Origin of the sequence: Aeromonas sp. R6-2, assembly GCF_040908155.1 — a bacterium.
Taxonomy (GTDB): domain Bacteria; phylum Pseudomonadota; class Gammaproteobacteria; order Enterobacterales; family Aeromonadaceae; genus Aeromonas; species Aeromonas schubertii.
This window is the reverse complement of sequence record NZ_JBFODE010000037.1, coordinates 197,084-213,392: the sequence shown is the minus strand read 5'-3', so window position 1 is coordinate 213,392 and position 16,309 is coordinate 197,084. Positions and strand designations below refer to the sequence as shown.

At 62.6% G+C, this 16,309-nt stretch carries 18 protein-coding genes; 3 read left to right on the top strand and 15 right to left on the bottom strand.

What is annotated here, in order from left to right; translation table 11 throughout:
- Window positions 1-122 precede the first annotated feature (122 nt).
- From pepB (AB5Y48_RS09815) to trmJ, 10 genes are all read right to left on the bottom strand, one after another.
- The gene (pepB, locus tag AB5Y48_RS09815) at window positions 123-1,397 is read right to left on the bottom strand and encodes an aminopeptidase PepB (RefSeq protein WP_050665069.1); all 1,275 of its coding nucleotides are present in this window, start codon (window positions 1,395-1,397) and stop codon (window positions 123-125) included.
- Window positions 1,394-2,683 (bottom strand): aminopeptidase PepB, encoded by a 1,290-nt coding sequence (gene pepB, locus AB5Y48_RS09810; RefSeq protein ID WP_060584730.1) that lies wholly within the window; start codon window positions 2,681-2,683, stop codon window positions 1,394-1,396. Before pepB (AB5Y48_RS09810) ends, pepB (AB5Y48_RS09815) begins: the two co-directional genes overlap by 4 nt.
- Before the next feature lie 147 nt (window positions 2,684-2,830).
- Entirely contained in the window at window positions 2,831-3,169 is a 339-nt protein-coding gene (gene fdx, locus AB5Y48_RS09805) for an ISC system 2Fe-2S type ferredoxin (RefSeq protein ID WP_050665067.1), read from the bottom strand.
- 2 nt (window positions 3,170-3,171) lie between these two features.
- Window positions 3,172-5,010 carry a Fe-S protein assembly chaperone HscA gene (gene hscA, locus AB5Y48_RS09800; RefSeq protein WP_368164290.1) on the bottom strand — a complete coding sequence of 613 codons (1,839 nt, stop codon included), beginning with the start codon at window positions 5,008-5,010 and terminating at the stop codon, window positions 3,172-3,174.
- Between the two features lie 6 nt (window positions 5,011-5,016).
- Window positions 5,017-5,535 (bottom strand): co-chaperone HscB, encoded by a 519-nt coding sequence (hscB, locus tag AB5Y48_RS09795; protein WP_060584725.1) that lies wholly within the window; start codon window positions 5,533-5,535, stop codon window positions 5,017-5,019.
- A 12-nt stretch (window positions 5,536-5,547) separates the two neighbouring features.
- Window positions 5,548-5,871 carry an iron-sulfur cluster assembly protein IscA gene (iscA, locus tag AB5Y48_RS09790; protein WP_050665064.1) on the bottom strand — a complete coding sequence of 108 codons (324 nt, stop codon included), beginning with the start codon at window positions 5,869-5,871 and terminating at the stop codon, window positions 5,548-5,550.
- 10 nt (window positions 5,872-5,881) lie between these two features.
- The gene (gene iscU / locus AB5Y48_RS09785; RefSeq protein WP_050665063.1) at window positions 5,882-6,268 is read right to left on the bottom strand and encodes a Fe-S cluster assembly scaffold IscU; all 387 of its coding nucleotides are present in this window, start codon (window positions 6,266-6,268) and stop codon (window positions 5,882-5,884) included.
- 33 nt (window positions 6,269-6,301) lie between these two features.
- Window positions 6,302-7,516 (bottom strand): IscS subfamily cysteine desulfurase, encoded by a 1,215-nt coding sequence (locus AB5Y48_RS09780; RefSeq protein WP_050665062.1) that lies wholly within the window; start codon window positions 7,514-7,516, stop codon window positions 6,302-6,304.
- Between the two features lie 56 nt (window positions 7,517-7,572).
- Complete coding sequence (gene iscR, locus AB5Y48_RS09775; protein ID WP_050665061.1) at window positions 7,573-8,079, bottom strand: Fe-S cluster assembly transcriptional regulator IscR; 507 nt, start codon at window positions 8,077-8,079, stop codon at window positions 7,573-7,575.
- A gap of 92 nt (window positions 8,080-8,171) precedes the next feature.
- Window positions 8,172-8,897: a tRNA (cytosine(32)/uridine(32)-2'-O)-methyltransferase TrmJ gene (gene trmJ / locus AB5Y48_RS09770; protein ID WP_368164289.1), complete on the bottom strand. Its 726-nt coding sequence runs from the start codon at window positions 8,895-8,897 to the stop codon at window positions 8,172-8,174.
- 176 nt (window positions 8,898-9,073) lie between these two features.
- Between trmJ and AB5Y48_RS09765 the strand changes: the two genes are divergently transcribed.
- Window positions 9,074-9,505: a hypothetical protein gene (locus AB5Y48_RS09765; RefSeq protein ID WP_368164288.1), complete on the top strand. Its 432-nt coding sequence runs from the start codon at window positions 9,074-9,076 to the stop codon at window positions 9,503-9,505.
- On the opposite strand, the gene AB5Y48_RS09760 is transcribed toward AB5Y48_RS09765, so the two are convergent.
- Window positions 9,446-9,973 (bottom strand): SCP2 domain-containing protein, encoded by a 528-nt coding sequence (locus tag AB5Y48_RS09760; RefSeq protein WP_050665058.1) that lies wholly within the window; start codon window positions 9,971-9,973, stop codon window positions 9,446-9,448. The two genes, AB5Y48_RS09765 and AB5Y48_RS09760, sit on opposite strands and share 60 nt — an antisense overlap.
- 182 nt (window positions 9,974-10,155) lie before the next feature.
- On the opposite strand from AB5Y48_RS09760, the gene AB5Y48_RS09755 reads away from it, so the two are divergent.
- Together AB5Y48_RS09755 and AB5Y48_RS09750 are read left to right on the top strand one after the other, a co-directional pair.
- On the top strand, window positions 10,156-11,151 hold the full coding sequence (locus tag AB5Y48_RS09755) for a peptidase U32 family protein (RefSeq protein WP_136613092.1): 996 nt from the start codon (window positions 10,156-10,158) through the stop codon (window positions 11,149-11,151).
- Window positions 11,152-11,160: 9 nt separating this feature from the next.
- Window positions 11,161-12,030, top strand: coding sequence for a U32 family peptidase (locus AB5Y48_RS09750; protein ID WP_136613091.1), 870 nt, complete (start codon window positions 11,161-11,163; stop codon window positions 12,028-12,030).
- Window positions 12,031-12,046: 16 nt separating this feature from the next.
- On the opposite strand, the gene nlpI is transcribed toward AB5Y48_RS09750, so the two are convergent.
- The 4 genes from nlpI to secD all read right to left on the bottom strand — a co-directional run bounded on the left by nlpI (window position 12,047) and on the right by secD (window position 16,304).
- Window positions 12,047-12,988 carry a lipoprotein NlpI gene (gene nlpI / locus AB5Y48_RS09745; RefSeq protein WP_317986266.1) on the bottom strand — a complete coding sequence of 314 codons (942 nt, stop codon included), beginning with the start codon at window positions 12,986-12,988 and terminating at the stop codon, window positions 12,047-12,049.
- Window positions 12,989-13,077: 89 nt separating this feature from the next.
- Window positions 13,078-13,446: a rhodanese-like domain-containing protein gene (locus tag AB5Y48_RS09740; protein ID WP_050665054.1), complete on the bottom strand. Its 369-nt coding sequence runs from the start codon at window positions 13,444-13,446 to the stop codon at window positions 13,078-13,080.
- A 54-nt stretch (window positions 13,447-13,500) separates the two neighbouring features.
- Complete coding sequence (gene secF / locus AB5Y48_RS09735) at window positions 13,501-14,448, bottom strand: protein translocase subunit SecF (RefSeq protein WP_060584717.1); 948 nt, start codon at window positions 14,446-14,448, stop codon at window positions 13,501-13,503.
- 11 nt (window positions 14,449-14,459) lie between these two features.
- Entirely contained in the window at window positions 14,460-16,304 is a 1,845-nt protein-coding gene (gene secD, locus AB5Y48_RS09730) for a protein translocase subunit SecD (protein ID WP_050665052.1), read from the bottom strand.
- Window positions 16,305-16,309 lie beyond the last annotated feature (5 nt).

The following is a 16,309-nucleotide window of genomic DNA, read 5'->3' as shown; positions in this document are numbered from 1 at the left end:
TTCGATGCGCATAAAAAATCCGAAACCAATCAATAGGTTTCGGATTTTCACACATCAGAAGGATCGGTCAATGGATCCTTAACTGATCGGCATTAACCTCAAGCGAGGTGGTTTTTTGTTTATCAGGCCTGCTCCAGCAGCCGGGCCACGGTGCGCATGCCGAGGGTCGTCGCCCCCGGCGCCCACAGGCTGTCACCGTTATCGCAGAAGCAGGCGGCCAGATCGATATGCAGCCACCCCTCACCATCCCGGGGCACGAAGCGCGACAGGAAACCGGCCGCATTGGAGGCTCCGCCTGCGCCGCCCCCCTTCACCGGTCGGCTATTGGCGGTGTCGGCGTAGTGGGAAGGGCACATGCCCCGGTGCCAGCGCTCCAGCGGCAGGGGCCAGGCCGGCTCCTGCTCCGCATCGGCCACTTGCCGGGCCCGCTCCACCAGCGGCTTGTCGAGGCCAAACAGGGCGTTGTAGCGCCCCCCCAGGGCCATCACGGCAGCCCCGGTCAGGGTGGCGGCATCGATGATGAGCGGCGCCCCCGACTCCCCGGCCAGTTGCAGACCGTCGGCCAGCACCAGGCGCCCCTCGGCGTCGGTGTTGACGATCTCTACCGTGGTACCGTTCTTGTAGGTAAGGATGTCCCCGAGCTTGTAGGCATGGCCAGAGACCAGGTTCTCGGCGCAGCAGAGAATGAGCTTCACCCGTTTGGTCAAACCACGCGCGATGGCGAGCCCCAGGGCGCCGGTCACGATAGCCGCCCCTCCCATGTCGCACTTCATGGTGAGCATCCCCTCGGAGCTCTTCATGGAGTAGCCGCCCGAGTCGAAGGTGATCCCCTTGCCCACCAGGGCGGCCGCCACCGGCGCCTTGGGATCCCGGGTCGGGTTGTAGTCGAGCTCAAGCAACACGGGCTCCCGTGCACTGCCACGCCCCACCGACCAGATCCCGGTCCAGCCCGCCTGCTGCAGGGCCTCGCCCTTGAGAATGCGATGGCTGACCCGATCCGGCGCCAGCTCGGTAATGAACGCAGCCGCCTCCACCGCCAGCTCCAGCGGGCCGATCTGCTCCGGGGTGGCGTTGGTCATCTCGCGTACCCAGCGACCACAGAGCCAACGGGCCTCGAGTTCGGCGCGGTCGCTCTCTTCGCAGGTGGCCCACTGCAGCTGCACCTCGGCCTTGGGGGTCTGGAAGCCCTGGGCGAAGGCCCACTGCTGCTCCCGCTCCCAGTGGCCACAGAGGGCCGCTTGCTGGATCCCCTGAGCGCAGAGGCGACGGGCCCCCTGCTGAATATCCCCCAGAGGATCACTGCCCAAATGAATGGCAATGCCCTCCTGATGCCAGGAGAGCAGTGCCCCCTCGCCCCACGCAGGGGCGGCCGGATCGCGACTCAACCAGACGTTCATGCGCATACCTCCCCGAGCCAGGCGGCAATGGTGCGCAGGCCGTGTCCCTTGGCACCGACGGCCCAGAGATCGTTGCCCGCCTTCTGATAGGAGCCGGCCAGATCCATGTGTACCCAACCCTCTCCTCCTGCATGCACGAAGCGCGACAGGAAGGCGGCCGCCGTGGTGGCCCCGGCGGTGCCCTCGGCGCTCGCCACGTTGCCCATATCGGCAAAGGAGGAGCTGAGCTGACCCACATGCCAGGGCTCGAGGGGCAGCGGCCAGGCCTTCTCGTTCTCGCGGCGGGCGGCGGCCAGCAGACGGGCAGACTCCTCCTCATCGAGGGCGAACACAGCATTGTAGTCGCGTCCCAGCGCCATCTTGGCGGCGCCGGTCAGGGTGGCGGCATCGAGGATGCAAGCGGCGCCGCTCTCGACGGCGGTGAGCAGGCCATCGGCCAGTACCAGGCGCCCCTCGGCGTCGGTGTTCTGGATCTCCACCGACAGGCCGTTGCGATAAGTGAGGATGTCACCGAGTTTGAAGGCATGGCCCGAGACCAGGTTCTCGGCACAGCAGAGGATCAGCTTGACCCGCTTGTCGAGGCCACGGCTGATGGCGAGTGCCAGGGCACCGGTCACCATGGCGGCGCCGCCCATGTCGGACTTCATGGGCAACATGTTGTCGGAGGACTTCATGGAGTAACCGCCGGAGTCGAAGGTGATCCCCTTACCCACCAGAGCCGCCGCCACCGGCGCGTCGTCACGGCCGGTCGGGTTGTAGTCAAGCTCGAGCAGCACAGGCTCGCGTTCGCTGCCACGGCCCACCGACCAGATGCCGATGTGGCCGGCTTCTCGCAGTGCCTCGCCGGCCGTGATACGGGCAGTCACCCTCTCGCCCCCCAGGCCGCGAATGAGCAGCAGGGCCGATTCGGCCAGGGTCATGGGGTAGATCTCCTCGGGACAGGCGTTGGTCACATCGCGCACCCACTGGGTCGCCTTGAGCAGCCCTCCCAGCTCGCGGGCCTCCTGCTCGCTCTGCTCACCGAAGTCGAGCTCGCGATCCCCCTTGGCCGCATAGAAGCCCTGGGCAAAGGCGAAGCGACGCTCCAGATCCCACCCTTGCCCTGCCAGGCGCACCTGACGGATGCCGGAGGACTCGAGGCGGCGGGCGGCGCGCTGCACGGCGCGCAACGGGTCCCCCTCCAGATGAATACGGGCGCACTCCCCCTCGAAACTGAGCAGGGCTCCCGCCCCCCATACGGCGGGCGCCGGGGTAGTGGTGAGCAGAACGTTCATCAATTCAGCCATCTTGGTTTGCTTCCTTCTTCTTGTGATCGCCGGCCAAACCGGCGCTTAATCCATCATGGGTTGATTGCTGCGGCAAATAAAAAAGGCCGTGCCCCGGGGGCAACGGCCTTTCACCATATCATTGCGACGCCTTCACCGCAGCACCACTCAGTGGCGTTCGGAGGCGAGGTTCAGGGTGTATTTGGGAAACTCCACCACCAGATCCTCATCGGTCACCTTGGCCTGGCAGCTCAAGCGGGACTCGGGCTCGAGGCCCCATGCCTTGTCCAGCATGTCATCCTCCAGCTCGTCGCTCGGATCGAGGGAGTCAAACCCCTCGCGCACCACACAGTGACAGGTGGTGCAGGCGCAGGACTTCTCACAGGCGTGCTCCACCTCGATCCCGTTGCGCAGGGCCACGTCGAGGATGGTCTCTCCCTCACGGGCCTCGAGAACCGCCCCCTCGGGACAGAGCTCGGCATGGGGCAATACAACTATTTTCGGCATGGTTACACCTTGTTGACGTTCTGGCCGGCCAGCGCCTTGCGGATGGAGGCATCCATGCGGCGGGCGGCAAATTCGGCACTGGCCCCATCGGTTGCCTCGATGGCGGCCTTTATCTCATCGGCACTGCCGCTCTGGCGGGTCGCCACCAGGCGGGCCACCTGGTCGCGCAGGGCAGCCAGTTCGCCCTCGTCGAGCAGGGCCGCACCATCGGCCGCCAGGGCGGCGTTAAGGCTCTCGACCACCCGATCGGCCTCGACCTGCTGCTCGGCCAGCATGCGCGCGGCCATGTCGTCCGCCGCATGCAGGATGGAGGAGTGCAGCATGGAGAGGATCTCCCCCTCCGCCAGCCCATAGGAGGGCTTGACCTGAATTTCGGCCTGCACCCCGGTGGACTTCTCCATGGCGGTGACCGAGAGCAGCCCGTCCGCGTCCACCTGGAAGGTGACCCGGATGTGGGCGGCGCCGGCCGCCATGGGCGGGATGCCGGTCAGGGTAAAGCGTGCCAGGGAGCGGCAGTCCGCCACCAGTTCGCGCTCCCCTTGCACCACATGGATCATCATGGCGGTCTGGCCATCCTTGAAGGTGGTGAACTCCTGGGCGCGAGCCACCGGTATGGTGGTGTTGCGCGGGATCACCTTCTCGGCCAGTCCCCCCATGGTCTCGAGACCCAGGGAGAGGGGGATGACGTCGAGCAGCAGCATCTCGGAATCGGGTTTGTTGCCCACCAGGATGTCGGCCTGCACGGCGGCACCGATGGCGACCACCTTGTCCGGGTCGATAGTGGTGAGCGGGGTGCGGCCGAAAAACTCGCCCACCCGCTCGCGCACCAGGGGCACCCGGGTGGAGCCACCGACCATCACCACCTCGAGCACTTCATCCGCCTCGACACCGGCATCCTTGAGGGCTCGGCGGCAGGCGAGCAGAGTGCGCTTGACCAGGGGTTGAACCAGCTCGTCGAACAGATCGCGGGTCACCTCACCCTGCCAGTTTCCGAAGGCGACGGTAACGACGGCCTCATCGGTCAGGCGCTGCTTGGTGTCACAGGCGAGATCGAGCAGGCGGCGCTGCTCCCCCGGGCTCAGGGTCGAGACACCGGCCTGCTCCCGGATCCTGTGAGCCAGCAGGTGATCGAAGTCGTCCCCACCGAGGGCGGAGTCACCACCGGTCGCCATCACCTCGAACACGCCACGATGCAGACGCAGGATGGAGATATCGAAGGTGCCACCGCCGAGGTCATAGACGGCGATCACCCCTTCCTGGCCCGAGTCGAGGCCATAGGCGATGGCCGCCGCGGTCGGCTCGTTGAGCAGGCGCAACACATGCAGACCGGCCAGGCGGGCCGCATCCTTGGTGCCCTGGCGCTGGGCATCGTCGAAGTAGGCGGGCACCGTGATGACCACGCCGTCGAGCTCACCACCCAGGCTCTCGCGACCGCGAGCCGCCAGGGCCTTGAGGATCTCGGCAGAGACCTGCACCGGATTGACCGGTCCCTGACGGGTGAGGATATTGGGCAGTTCCCCCTCGGCGAAGCGGTAGGGGAGGTGATCGCGCGGCACGTCTGCCAGGGCTTTGCCCATCAGACGCTTGACCGAGATAACGGTATTTTCCGGATCCTGGGCCGCCTCGCGCTTGGCGTCGCGGCCAACCCGCACCCCCTCGGCCAGATAGTGAACGGCGGAGGGCAGGATATCGAAACCGTCGTGATCGGTCAGGGTCTCGGCCTTGCCACTGCGTACCGTGGCGACCAGGGAGTTGGTGGTGCCGAGATCGATGCCGACGGCGAGTTTGTGCTGATGAGGCGCGGCGCTCTGGCCGGGCTCGGCGATTTGCAATAATGCCATGGGTAATTAGAGTTCCAGCAGGGAATCCTCGAGGCGTTCGAGCTCCTCGAGCATCTTGTCGACAAACTTGAGCTTGCGCACCGTGTCGGCCGCGCTCTCCCAGGCCCCCTCCTCCAGCTGATGCTCGAGGCGGCCCATCAAGCCCTTGTGCTCCCCCTTGATCTCGCGGCGGAAGGCATCGATGGCCCCCTCCGGCTCCTCGGCCGCGCGCAGATCCTCGAGGGCTTCGCGCCACTCCAGCTGTTGCATCAGGAAGGCGCTGTCTTGCAGGGTACGAGACTCACCACGGATGTCGTGGCCCTGCAAAGAGAGGAGGTACTCGGCCCGGCGCAGGGGGGATTTCAGGACTGCATATGCCTCGTTGATGAGGGCTGCGCGGGAAACGGCGGCGAGCCGCTCCCCTTCCGGGGCAGCGGCAAAGCGATCGGGGTGGAATTGGGACTGCAGCCGACGGTAGGTCTCTGCCAGAGCTGCCCCGTCAAGGGGAAAGCCCGGCACCAGGCCGAACAGCTCGAAGTGGTTCATGCAATGCTCCAATCAGACGCTGAAGCTCTCGCCACAGCCACACTCCCCCTTGGCGTTGGGGTTGTTGAATTTGAAGCCCTCGTTGAGCCCCTCTTTCACGAAGTCGAGCTCGGTACCGTCGAGGTGGGAAAGACTCTTGCCATCGACGATGATCCTGACCCCCTTCTCCTCGAAGACCTGGTCCTCCTCGCCGAGTTCGTCGACGAACTCGAGCACATAGGCAAGACCGGAGCAGCCGGTGGTCTTGACGCCGAGGCGCAGGCCAATGCCCTTGCCCCGGTTGGTCAGGAAAGATGCAACTCGCGCCGCGGCGGCGTCTGTCATGGTAATGGCCATATGACTAACCTCAGGCGAGCCCTTTCTTCTGCTTGTAATCGGCAATGGCGGCCTTGATGGCGTCCTCGGCCAGGATGGAGCAGTGGATCTTCACCGGCGGCAGCGCCAGCTCTTCGGCGATCTCGGTATTCTTGATAGAAGCCGCCTCGTCCAGAGTCTTGCCCTTGACCCACTCGGTCACCAGCGAGCTGGAGGCGATGGCAGAGCCACAGCCATAGGTCTTGAACTTGGCGTCCTCGATGACCCCTTCCTCATTGATCTTGAGCTGCAGCTTCATCACGTCGCCACAGGCGGGAGCGCCCACCATGCCGGTGGCCACGCTCGGATCGTTCTTGTCAAACCCGCCGACATTGCGGGGGTTTTCGTAGTGGTCGATGACCTTTTCACTGTAAGCCATAACTTAACTCCTGCAGATTCCGTCAAACCACGATCAGTGGTGGGCCCATTCGACTGTGTTCAGATCCACGCCATCCTTGAACATCTCCCACAGGGGGGACATCTCGCGCAGGCGACCGATGGAGTTGCGGATAAGCTCGACCGCATAGTCGATCTCTTCCTCAGTGGTGAAGCGACCGATGGTGAAGCGAATGGAGCTGTGGGCCAACTCGTCGTTCATGCCCAGGGCACGCAGTACATAGGAGGGCTCCAGGCTGGCGGAGGTACAGGCCGAGCCGGAGGAGACCGCCAGGTCCTTGAGTGCCATGATGAGGGACTCGCCCTCTACGTAGGCAAAGCTCACGTTGAGGTTACCGGGTACACGGTGCTCCATGTCACCGTTGACATAGACCTCTTCCATGTCCTTGATGCCGTTCCAGAGGCGATCACGCAGAGCGCGGATACGCGCCTCTTCGGTCGCCATCTCTTCACGGGCGATACGAAACGCCTCGCCCATGCCGACGATCTGGTGGGTCGCCAGGGTGCCGGAACGCATGCCACGCTCGTGGCCGCCGCCGTGCATCTGGGCCTCGATACGCACCCGCGGCTTGCGACGAACATAGAGGGCACCGATCCCCTTGGGACCGTAAATCTTGTGGGCAGAGAGGGAGAGCAGGTCGATCTTCATCGCCTCGACATCGATCTCGACCTTGCCCACGCTCTGGGCAGCATCGACGTGCAGCAGCACCTTGCGGGCACGGCACAGCTCGCCGATCCCCTGAATGTCCTGAATCACGCCGATCTCGTTGTTCACGTGCATCATGCTCACCAGGATGGTGTCGTCACGCATGGCATTTTCGATCATCTCGAGGGTGAACAGACCGTTGGGCATCGGCTCGAGATAGGTCACCTCGAACCCTTCACGCTCGAGCTGGCGGCAGGTATCGAGCACCGCCTTGTGTTCGGTCTTGGAGGTGATGATGTGCTTGCCCTTGCCGGCATAGAAGTGAGCAACGCCCTTGATGGCCAGGTTGTCGGACTCGGTCGCACCGGATGTGAAGACGATTTCGCGGGGATCGGCACCGATCAGCTCTGCCACCTGATTACGGGCCAGATCGACCGCCTCCTCCGCCTGCCAACCGAAACGGTGGGAACGGGAGGCCGGGTTGCCGAACAGACCGTCCATGGTGAGACACTGCATCATCTTCTCTGCGACGCGCGGATCTACCGGACAGGTGGCCGAATAATCAAGGTAAATTGGCAGTTTCATGTTTTTCTCCGTTACAACCGGGACCCCACTGGTCATGGGTTGTTGAAAGCACGCTTTTATAGTTGGACTTTCAGGCTCAGATTGCTGTGCTGTTCACCACGGTCACCCAGGGTGACAGCACCTTTCAAATGATGATCTTGTTTGTCGGCAATGCGGCGCACGTCGGCCTGGCGGACCAACTCACCCAGAGTAATCTCGCCGAGAAAGCTGGAAATGCGCTCGCTCAAATCCCGCCACAGGGAGTGGGTCAGACACTGGGTACCCCCGTGGCAATCCCCTTTTCCGAGGCACTTGGTGGCATCGACCGACTCGTCGACGGCCGAGATGACCTGCCCCACCGAGATGGCATCGGGATCCAGCCCGAGGCGATAACCACCGCCGGGACCGCGAACGCTCTGGACCAGGCCATTCTTGCGCAGACGGGCAAACAACTGCTCCAGATAGGAGAGGGAGATGCCCTGACGCTCCGAAATATCTGCCAAGGGAACCGGCCCTGTCTCAGCATGTAATGCTACATCCAGCATGGCGGTCACTGCATAACGTCCTTTCGAAGTCAGTCTCATGGTGCTTTACCGTATCCCTTAATTCGTTGCCGTGAATGCTCACATACCCGACTAATTTAGTCAAGAATAATAGTTGAGTGCCACAGTAGGAATTACTTGGGGGGATGGGGTTTCTGCACCGAGGTGAGAATGCCGCGCAGTATATTGAGCTCGGCCGATTCGGGGCGAGCCCGATTGAACAGGCGGCGCAGCTTGCTCATGACCTGGCCGGGATGCCCCTCACTGATAAAACCGGTCTGCAACAGGGTCTGTTGCAGATGGCCATAGAATCCCTCCATCAGTTCACTGCTGGGATAATCCGTCTCATCCACTTCGGCAACCGGCTGCTGACCCGCCAGCCAGTGCATGCGCACCTCATAGCAGAGGGTCTGCACCGCCATGGCCAGGTTGAGGGAGCTGTACTCCGGATTGGCCGGGATGGCGACATGGTAGTGGCAGCGTTGCAGCTCTTCGTTGGTGAGGCCGGTGCGTTCACGGCCGAACACCAGAGCCACAGGATGACGCGCCCCTTCTGCCACCAGCTTCTTCCCCGCCTCACGGGGATCGAGCATGGGCCAGCTCAGGGTTCGGGAGCGGGCGCTGGTACCAATGACCAGGCCACAATCGGCCACAGCCTCATCGAGGGTCGTCACGATACGGGCCTTGGCCAGTATATCGCTGGCGCCTGCCGCCAACGCATTGGCATTGCCATCGGGAAGGGCCTGGGGATCGACCAACACCAGGTTACTCAGCCCCATGGTCTTCATGGCGCGGGCCGCAGACCCCATGTTGCCGGTGTGGGAGGTATTAACCAGTACGATGCGAACCTGATCCAGCATGAGCCGTCAATCTTGTCTCAAAATAAGGCGGGCAATTGTAGCATAGGAAAGGTGAAATTGGGCATGGGAAAGGTGCGGTGCGACACAGAAATGAGGGACGGTTATCACCAAACGATCTTATCCCCGCCTCCCCCTTGGCTAGACTGGAGCAGAGAAGCCCTCAGGGAGAAACTGCCATGCTGCCGCGCCCCCTCTACGAATCCATGCCGCTGGGCTGTCTGGCACTGGGTGCCCTGGTCGCAGGTCTGGGACATACTCCCCTGCTCTGGTTTGCCGGCGGCATGTTGTTTGGCTGTGGCGCCCTGCTCTGGGTGATGCGGTCGAGCTACCGGCGCACCGATCTGGTCATCTATCCCGACAAGCGCTGGTTCCAGCCCGAGTGGTTCTACGAACTGCAGCCCTTCATGCTGCTGGCAACCGCCGTCATCATCGCCCGTCTGCATGAGTTGGGCCCCTGGCTGGCCCTGCTTCCTGCCTTGTGGGCCCTCAACTGCCTGCGCCTGCGTCTGCGCTCACGCCACCACAGGCGCGAGTTTGCCGGCGAGCAGTTAAAGCGCCACCGAGTCCCCGCGCGCCGGGTCAGCAACCGGCGCACGACGAACTCGTGACACCAATTCCGCCAGGTCCTGCAGAGGCAGTCTGATCAGGGCGGGCAGTGCGCTCATGTCGAGGCTGTCGAGCAGGTTTTTCACCTCCAGCCCCAGCTCGGTATCCCCTTCTATCTTGAGCCGGCGCTGGAAGAAGAGCGCATCCGGATCCTCTTTGCGACCGGCGATCAGAATGAGATCGTTGGCCTCCCCGCTAAAACTCACATCGACCTGTGGAGCGCACTGAGCCACTCTCAGGGCCCCCTCCTCCTGAGTGATAAACCAGCACAGACCCAGATCGGTCACCGCGACCTTGAGCCAACGCCCCGCCAGAAAGTCGAAGTCACCGTCGGCAATGGCCTCATGAAAGGCCTTGGTCAGCAGCGTCTCCAGCACCTTCTGTTGCAACGTGAAGGGGACCCACTTCAGGGGGGGGCGCAAAATGGCGGGAGCCTGCTCGACCAGGCGGCGCTGCAATTCGATCAACACTGTGCTTCTCCTCTTGTGGTGGTGGCATTCAAGCACAGGGGCAGGACGCAGATCCTGTTGAAAATCAAACTTATGATGCCTAACTCCAAAGAGTAAAAGGGCCTATAAGCTGCCTCAGGTCAATAACTGCCACGACGCCCCTGCCTACAATCCCTCCATTTTCACGATCAGGGAGCCCACTGATGGAACTACTCTGCCCGGCGGGGAGCCTGCCGGCCCTGAAGAGCGCCGTGGACAACGGTGCCGATGCCGTTTACATCGGCTTCAAGGATGACACCAACGCCCGCCACTTCGCCGGCCTCAACTTCGACGGCGGCAAGCTGGAGAAGGCGGTCAACTATGTGCACGATCACGGGCGCAAGCTCCATGTCGCCATCAACACCTTCGCCCATCCCGGGGCCGATGCCCGCTGGAAGTCAGCGGTAGACAAGGGGGCTGCGATCGGTGCAGATGCACTCATCATCGCCGATCTCGCCGTGCTCGATTACGCCAGGGAGCGCTACCCCGACATGGAGCTGCATGTCTCGGTGCAGGCCTCGGCCACCAATGCGGCGGCGATCCGCTTCTACCAGCAGCACTTCAACGTCAAACGGGTGGTGCTGCCGCGGGTCCTCTCCATGCACCAGGTCAGGCAGCTGGCCCGGGAGACGGACGTCGGCCTCGAGGTGTTTGCCTTCGGCAGCCTCTGCATCATGGCCGAGGGACGCTGCTATCTCTCCTCCTACCTGACCGGCGAGAGTCCCAACACGGTAGGGGCCTGCTCTCCGGCCAAGTATGTGCGCTGGGAAGAAACCCCTTTGGGCCTGGAGTCACGACTGAGCGAGGTACTGATCGACCGTTACGGGCCCGGGGAAAACGCCGGTTATCCGACCCTGTGCAAGGGGCGCTTCGAGGTGGATGGCCAGCTCTACCACGCCCTGGAGGAGCCCACCAGCCTCAACACCCTGGGGCTCTTGCCCGAGCTGTTCCAGACCGGTATCCAGTCGGTCAAGATCGAGGGACGCCAGCGCAGCCCGGCCTATGTAGAGCAGGTTACCCGGGTATGGCGTGCCGCCATCGACGCCTACCAGGCCAATCCGGCAGGCTACAGCGTCAAACCCGAGTGGGATGCCCAGCTCGCCCGCATCTCCGAGGGGAGCCAGACTACCCTCGGCGCCTACCATCGTCAGTGGCAGTAAGGAGGCCATATGCAATTTTCACTCGGGCCCCTGCTCTTCTACTGGCCCAAGGCACAGACCCTGGCCTTCTACGAGAAGGTGGCCGGCAGTCGGGCCGATATCGTCTATCTGGGGGAGACAGTCTGCAGCAAGCGTCGCGAGATGAAGGTCGATGACTGGCTGGCGGTGGCCCGCCAGCTGAGCGATGCCGGCAAGCAGGTGGTACTCTCGACCCTGGCCCTCATCAGCGCCCCTTCCGAGCTCAAGGAGGTCAAGCGGATGGTGGATAACGGGGAGTGGATGATAGAGGCCAACGATCTTGGCGCCGTTCAGCTCGCCGCCGAGGCGGGGGTACCGTTTGTCTGCGGTCCGGCCATCAACGCCTACAACGCCGACGTGCTGCGCCTGCTGCTGCGCCAGGGGATGAAGCGCTGGGTGATGCCGGTGGAGCTCTCTCGCGACTGGCTCTGCGCCCTGCGCCGGGAGTGCGCTCCGCTGCGGGAAAAATTCGAAGTGGAGCTCTTCGCCTACGGCCATCTGCCGCTCGCCTACTCTGCCCGCTGCTTCACCGCCCGCTCCCTCGACCGTCCCAAGGATCAGTGCGAACTGGCCTGCATCGACTACCCCACAGGGCGTCAGGCCAACAGCCGGGAGGGGCAGAGCGTCTTCAACCTCAACGGCATCCAGACCCAGTCAGGCTACTGCTACAACCTGGTCAACGATCTGCCTTCCATGACCGGGCTGGTCGACGTGGTACGCCTCAGCCCCGAGGGAGACGACACCCTGCTCTGGCTGGACCGTTTCCTGGCCAATCGGCAGGGTGAGGCGCCGCAGCCTCTCACCGGCCACGACTGCAACGGTTACTGGCGGCAGATCCCCGGCATGAAACTGGTCTCCTGACCAAAAAAATCAGGCCTCAAATCGAGGCCTGTTTTTTTGCGTTGGCGTCACCGCCACTCTGTTTCTTGCGGGACATCAGCTCCAGCTCCAGCAAGGCATAGCGGTGTTCGATAAAGTCGTAGACATTGTTGGCCAGCGCCAGCTTGAAGTAGCTGATGGCCTCCTTGCGATTGCCCTTGGCCAGCTCCAGCTTGCCCAGATAGAAGTAGGTCTCGCACAGGCGCTCGGCCAACTCTCGATTATCCTTGACCCCCTTGACCACGTTCCCCATCAGCTGGGTCGGATTGATATCCCCCAGATAGAGACGCACCAGATCCCAGTTCCAGTTGCCGTCGTGACCCCGGCTGAAACGATCGCGCAGATTGCTTCTGGCCTTGGCCGGATCGAGTTTGGCCTCGGCCATGTAGAGCCAGAGCTGGCGATAGGGATCTTCCGGCTGCGCCTCGTAGAAGCGCTTGATATCGGCGGCGGCCAGATCGGAACGATTGCCGTAATAGAGGGCAATGCCACGATTCAAATAGGCGTAGTCATAGTCAGGTGCCAGCTCGAGGGCCGAATCAAAGGCCTCATAAGCCTCATCGTAGTTCTGCTGTTGGACCAGATAGACGCCGATGAAGTTATAGGCCTCGGCGAAGTCGGGCTTCTCCCGCAGGGCGCGGGTAAAGTCCAGGCGCGCCAGGGAGCGCAGACCCACCTTGTCAAAGACCACGGCACGCTCATAGAAGAGCTCGGCCCTCTGCTCCTTGGTCAGCTCCATCTCGCTCAACATCTGCCCGAGACGGGCCAGGGCCAGCTCACTCTGATAGGAGACCTGAAGGGGGGTGGCCAGGATGAGAGAGGCAGGCTCCGGCTTGGGCTGGGACTTGGGTGCGTCAGTTTGACCTACACTGCTGCATCCCAGGAGGGGTAGTGCCAACAGGATACCGACCAGGTACCTGATTCCTTTCCAGTTGCTCAACGAAAACTCCGCCGCATTAGCTTTACCCGCCTATGGTAAAGGGCCGGATCGGGTTTGTCATGTGGCTGACCGTGTCGACACAAAATAATTCATGCCTCGACCGGGTAGCCGGCCTCGCACCAGCCACGAAATCCGCCGTCCACGCTCACCACCTTGCCATATCCCATCTTTTGCAGACTCTCGGCCACCAGCACAGAGCGAAAGCCGCCACCGCAATAGAGGTAGAGTTCGCTATCGGGATCGGGGAAGCGGGTCTCGATATCGCGCTCGACGATGCCGCGCCCCAGATAGACGGCGCCCGGCAGGTGTCCTCTGGCCCACTCGCTCTCCTCGCGCACATCCACCAGGATGAAGTCGCGTCCGGCCTCCTGCCAACGGCGGATGGTGTGAACATCGGTCTCCTCGACGTGGCGACGCGCCTCATTGACCAGGGCAAGAAAACGGGGATTGTGCTGCATGAGTCACTCCTTGGCGATGAAATAAGAAGAGCGCCCCGAAGGGCGCTCCTCATCTTACGGCATGATCTCCTGCTGATCAGCCCCTTCCTTCTCCACCTGGGGAGGCAGCATGTGTTCACGCTTGACCCCCATGTACATGGCAAAGGCACTCGCCACATAGATGGATGAGTAGGTACCGAACGCAACCCCTGCCAGCATGGCAGTGGCAAAACCGTGAATGAGCGGGCCGCCCTTGAAGAAGAGGGCCAACACCACCACCAGGGTCAGGCCCGAGGTGATGATGGTACGGCTCAGGGTCTCGGTCATGGAGAGATCCAGAATGTAGGCCGTATCCCCTTTGCGGATCTTGCGGAAGTTCTCCCGCAGACGGTCAAACACCACGATCGTATCGTTGAGGGAGTAGCCCACCACCGTCATCAGCGCCGCCACCACGGTCAGATCGAACTCGATCTGGAACCAGGCAAAGATGCCGAGGGTGATGGCGATGTCGTGAGCCAGGGAGATGATGCCCCCCATGGCCAGACGCCACTCGAAACGAAAAGCCACGTAGATGAGGATACAGATGATGGAAGCCAGCATGGCCAGGGCACCATCGGTCGCCAGCTCGGCACCGACCGAGGGGCCGACGAACTCCACCCGTTTGAGCGCTGCCGCCGGGTTGAGGGTCTGGGCCGCCGCCAATACCTGACGCCCCTGCTCATCCACCTTGATGCCCTCTTTGGGCGCCAGGCGGATCAGCACATCCTGGCTCGAGCCAAAGTGCTGCAGGGTCGCCCCCTCGATCTGGTTGGACTCCAGGGCGGAGCGCACCTCATCGAGGGAGACGGTCTGCTGGAAGCCCACCTCAATGATGGTACCGCCGGTAAAGTCCAGCCCCCAGTTCAGCCCCTTCTGGGCCAGGGTCACCATGGAGAGCACCACCAGTGCCAGGGAGAAGATCACCCCCGGCTTGGCGAAGCGCATGAAGGGGATCGGCTTTTCAAAATGCAGAATCTGAAACATCGCAACTCCCCTCAGATGGGCAACTTGTCGAGGCGACGACCACCCCAACCGAGGTTGATGATGGCGCGCGAGACGGTGATGGCGGTGAACATGGAGACGGTCAGACCGATCCCCAGGGTCAGCGCGAAGCCCTTGATGGGACCACTACCGATGCCAAACAGGATCACCGAGGTAATCAGCGAGGTGATGTTGGAGTCGGCGATGGTGGAGAAGGCTCGGTCAAAACCCAGATGGATCGCCTGCTGTACCCCGCGCCCGTTGCGCAGCTCCTCACGGATCCGCTCATAGATGAGCACGTTGGCATCGATGGCCATCCCCAGGGTCAGGACGATACCGGCGATCCCCGGCAGGGTCATGGTGGCCCCCGGAATCATCGACATCACCCCCACCAGCAGTACCAGGTTGAGGCACAACGCCAGGTTGGCGACCCAACCGAAGACCCGGTAGTAGATGCCCATGAACAGCACGATGACCACCATGCTCCACATCATGGCTTGCAGGCCACTGTCGATGTTTTGCTGGCCCAGGCTCGGGCCTATGGTGCGCTCCTCGACGATCTGGATCGGGGCAATCAGGGCACCGGCGCGCAGCAACAGGGCCAGGTTGTGGGCCTCGTTGGCGTTGTCGATGCCGGTGATGCGGAACTGGCTACCCAGACGCGACTGAATGGTGGCGACGTTGATCACCTCTTCATTCTTGCGGAACTTGCGCTTGCCATCCGGACCCGGCTCACCAACCGGCTTGTACTCGATAAAGACGGTGGCCATGCCCTTGCCGACGTTGTCCTTGGTGAAGGCAGACATCTTGTTGCCACCCTGGCCATCGAGCTTGATGTTCACCTGGGGACGGCTGTACTCGTCAAAGCCCGATTGGGCACCGACGATATGATCACCGGTCAGGATGATGCGCTTTTGCAGCACCACGGGACGGCCGTTGCGATCCGTATAGAGCTTGGAGCTCGGCGGCACGCGACCGGACTGGGCGTCGGCAGTCTCGTCCACCATGTGGAACTCCAGGGTCGCGGTGGCGCCCAGGATCTCCTTGGCGCGGGCGGTGTCCTGAATACCGGGCAGTTCGACCACGATGCGCTCGGCACCCTGTTGCTGCACCAGCGGCTCGGCCACACCCAGCTCGTTGACCCGGTTACGGATGATGGTGATGTTCTGCTCCAGGGCGTACTTGCGTACCTCCTTGAGCTTCTGCTCGCTCATGGCGGCGCGCAGGGCGAACTGGCCGTCCGCTGACTCCTTGTTGAAGGTGAGCTCAGGGTTCAGACGACGCAGATGGGAGGCCGCCTTGTCCAGGCTCTCCTGATCGCGGAAACGCACCAGCACCTGATCGCCACTGCGATTCACACCGGAATAGCGGATCTTCTGGTTACGCAGCTCGGTGCGAAAATCCTGCACCATCTGCTCTTGCTGCTTGGCGATCGCCTCGTCCATGTCCACCTCCATCAGGAAGTGCACACCACCACGCAGGTCGAGACCGAGCTTGAGGGGGGCGGCGCCCACGCTCTCCAGCCAGGCTGGTGTGGAGGGCGCCAGGTTGAGGGCGACCACAAAGTTATCACCCAGCTTGGCGGCCACGAGATCGCGCGCCTTGAGCTGGGCTTCGGTATTGGTGAAACGAACCAGGATCTGGCCCTGTTCGAATGCGGCATGCTTGATGGGAATGCCGGCTTCATCGAGGATGCCTTTGACCTGCTCCAGGGTGCTCAGTTGCACCTCGGCGCCACGGCTGGCAGAGACCTGCAGTGCCGGATCTTCACCGTAGAGATTGGGGGCTGCATAGAGAAAACCGATGGCGATCACCAGGATCACCATCAGGTTCTTCCACAGCGGAAAGCGGTTTAACACGCTGT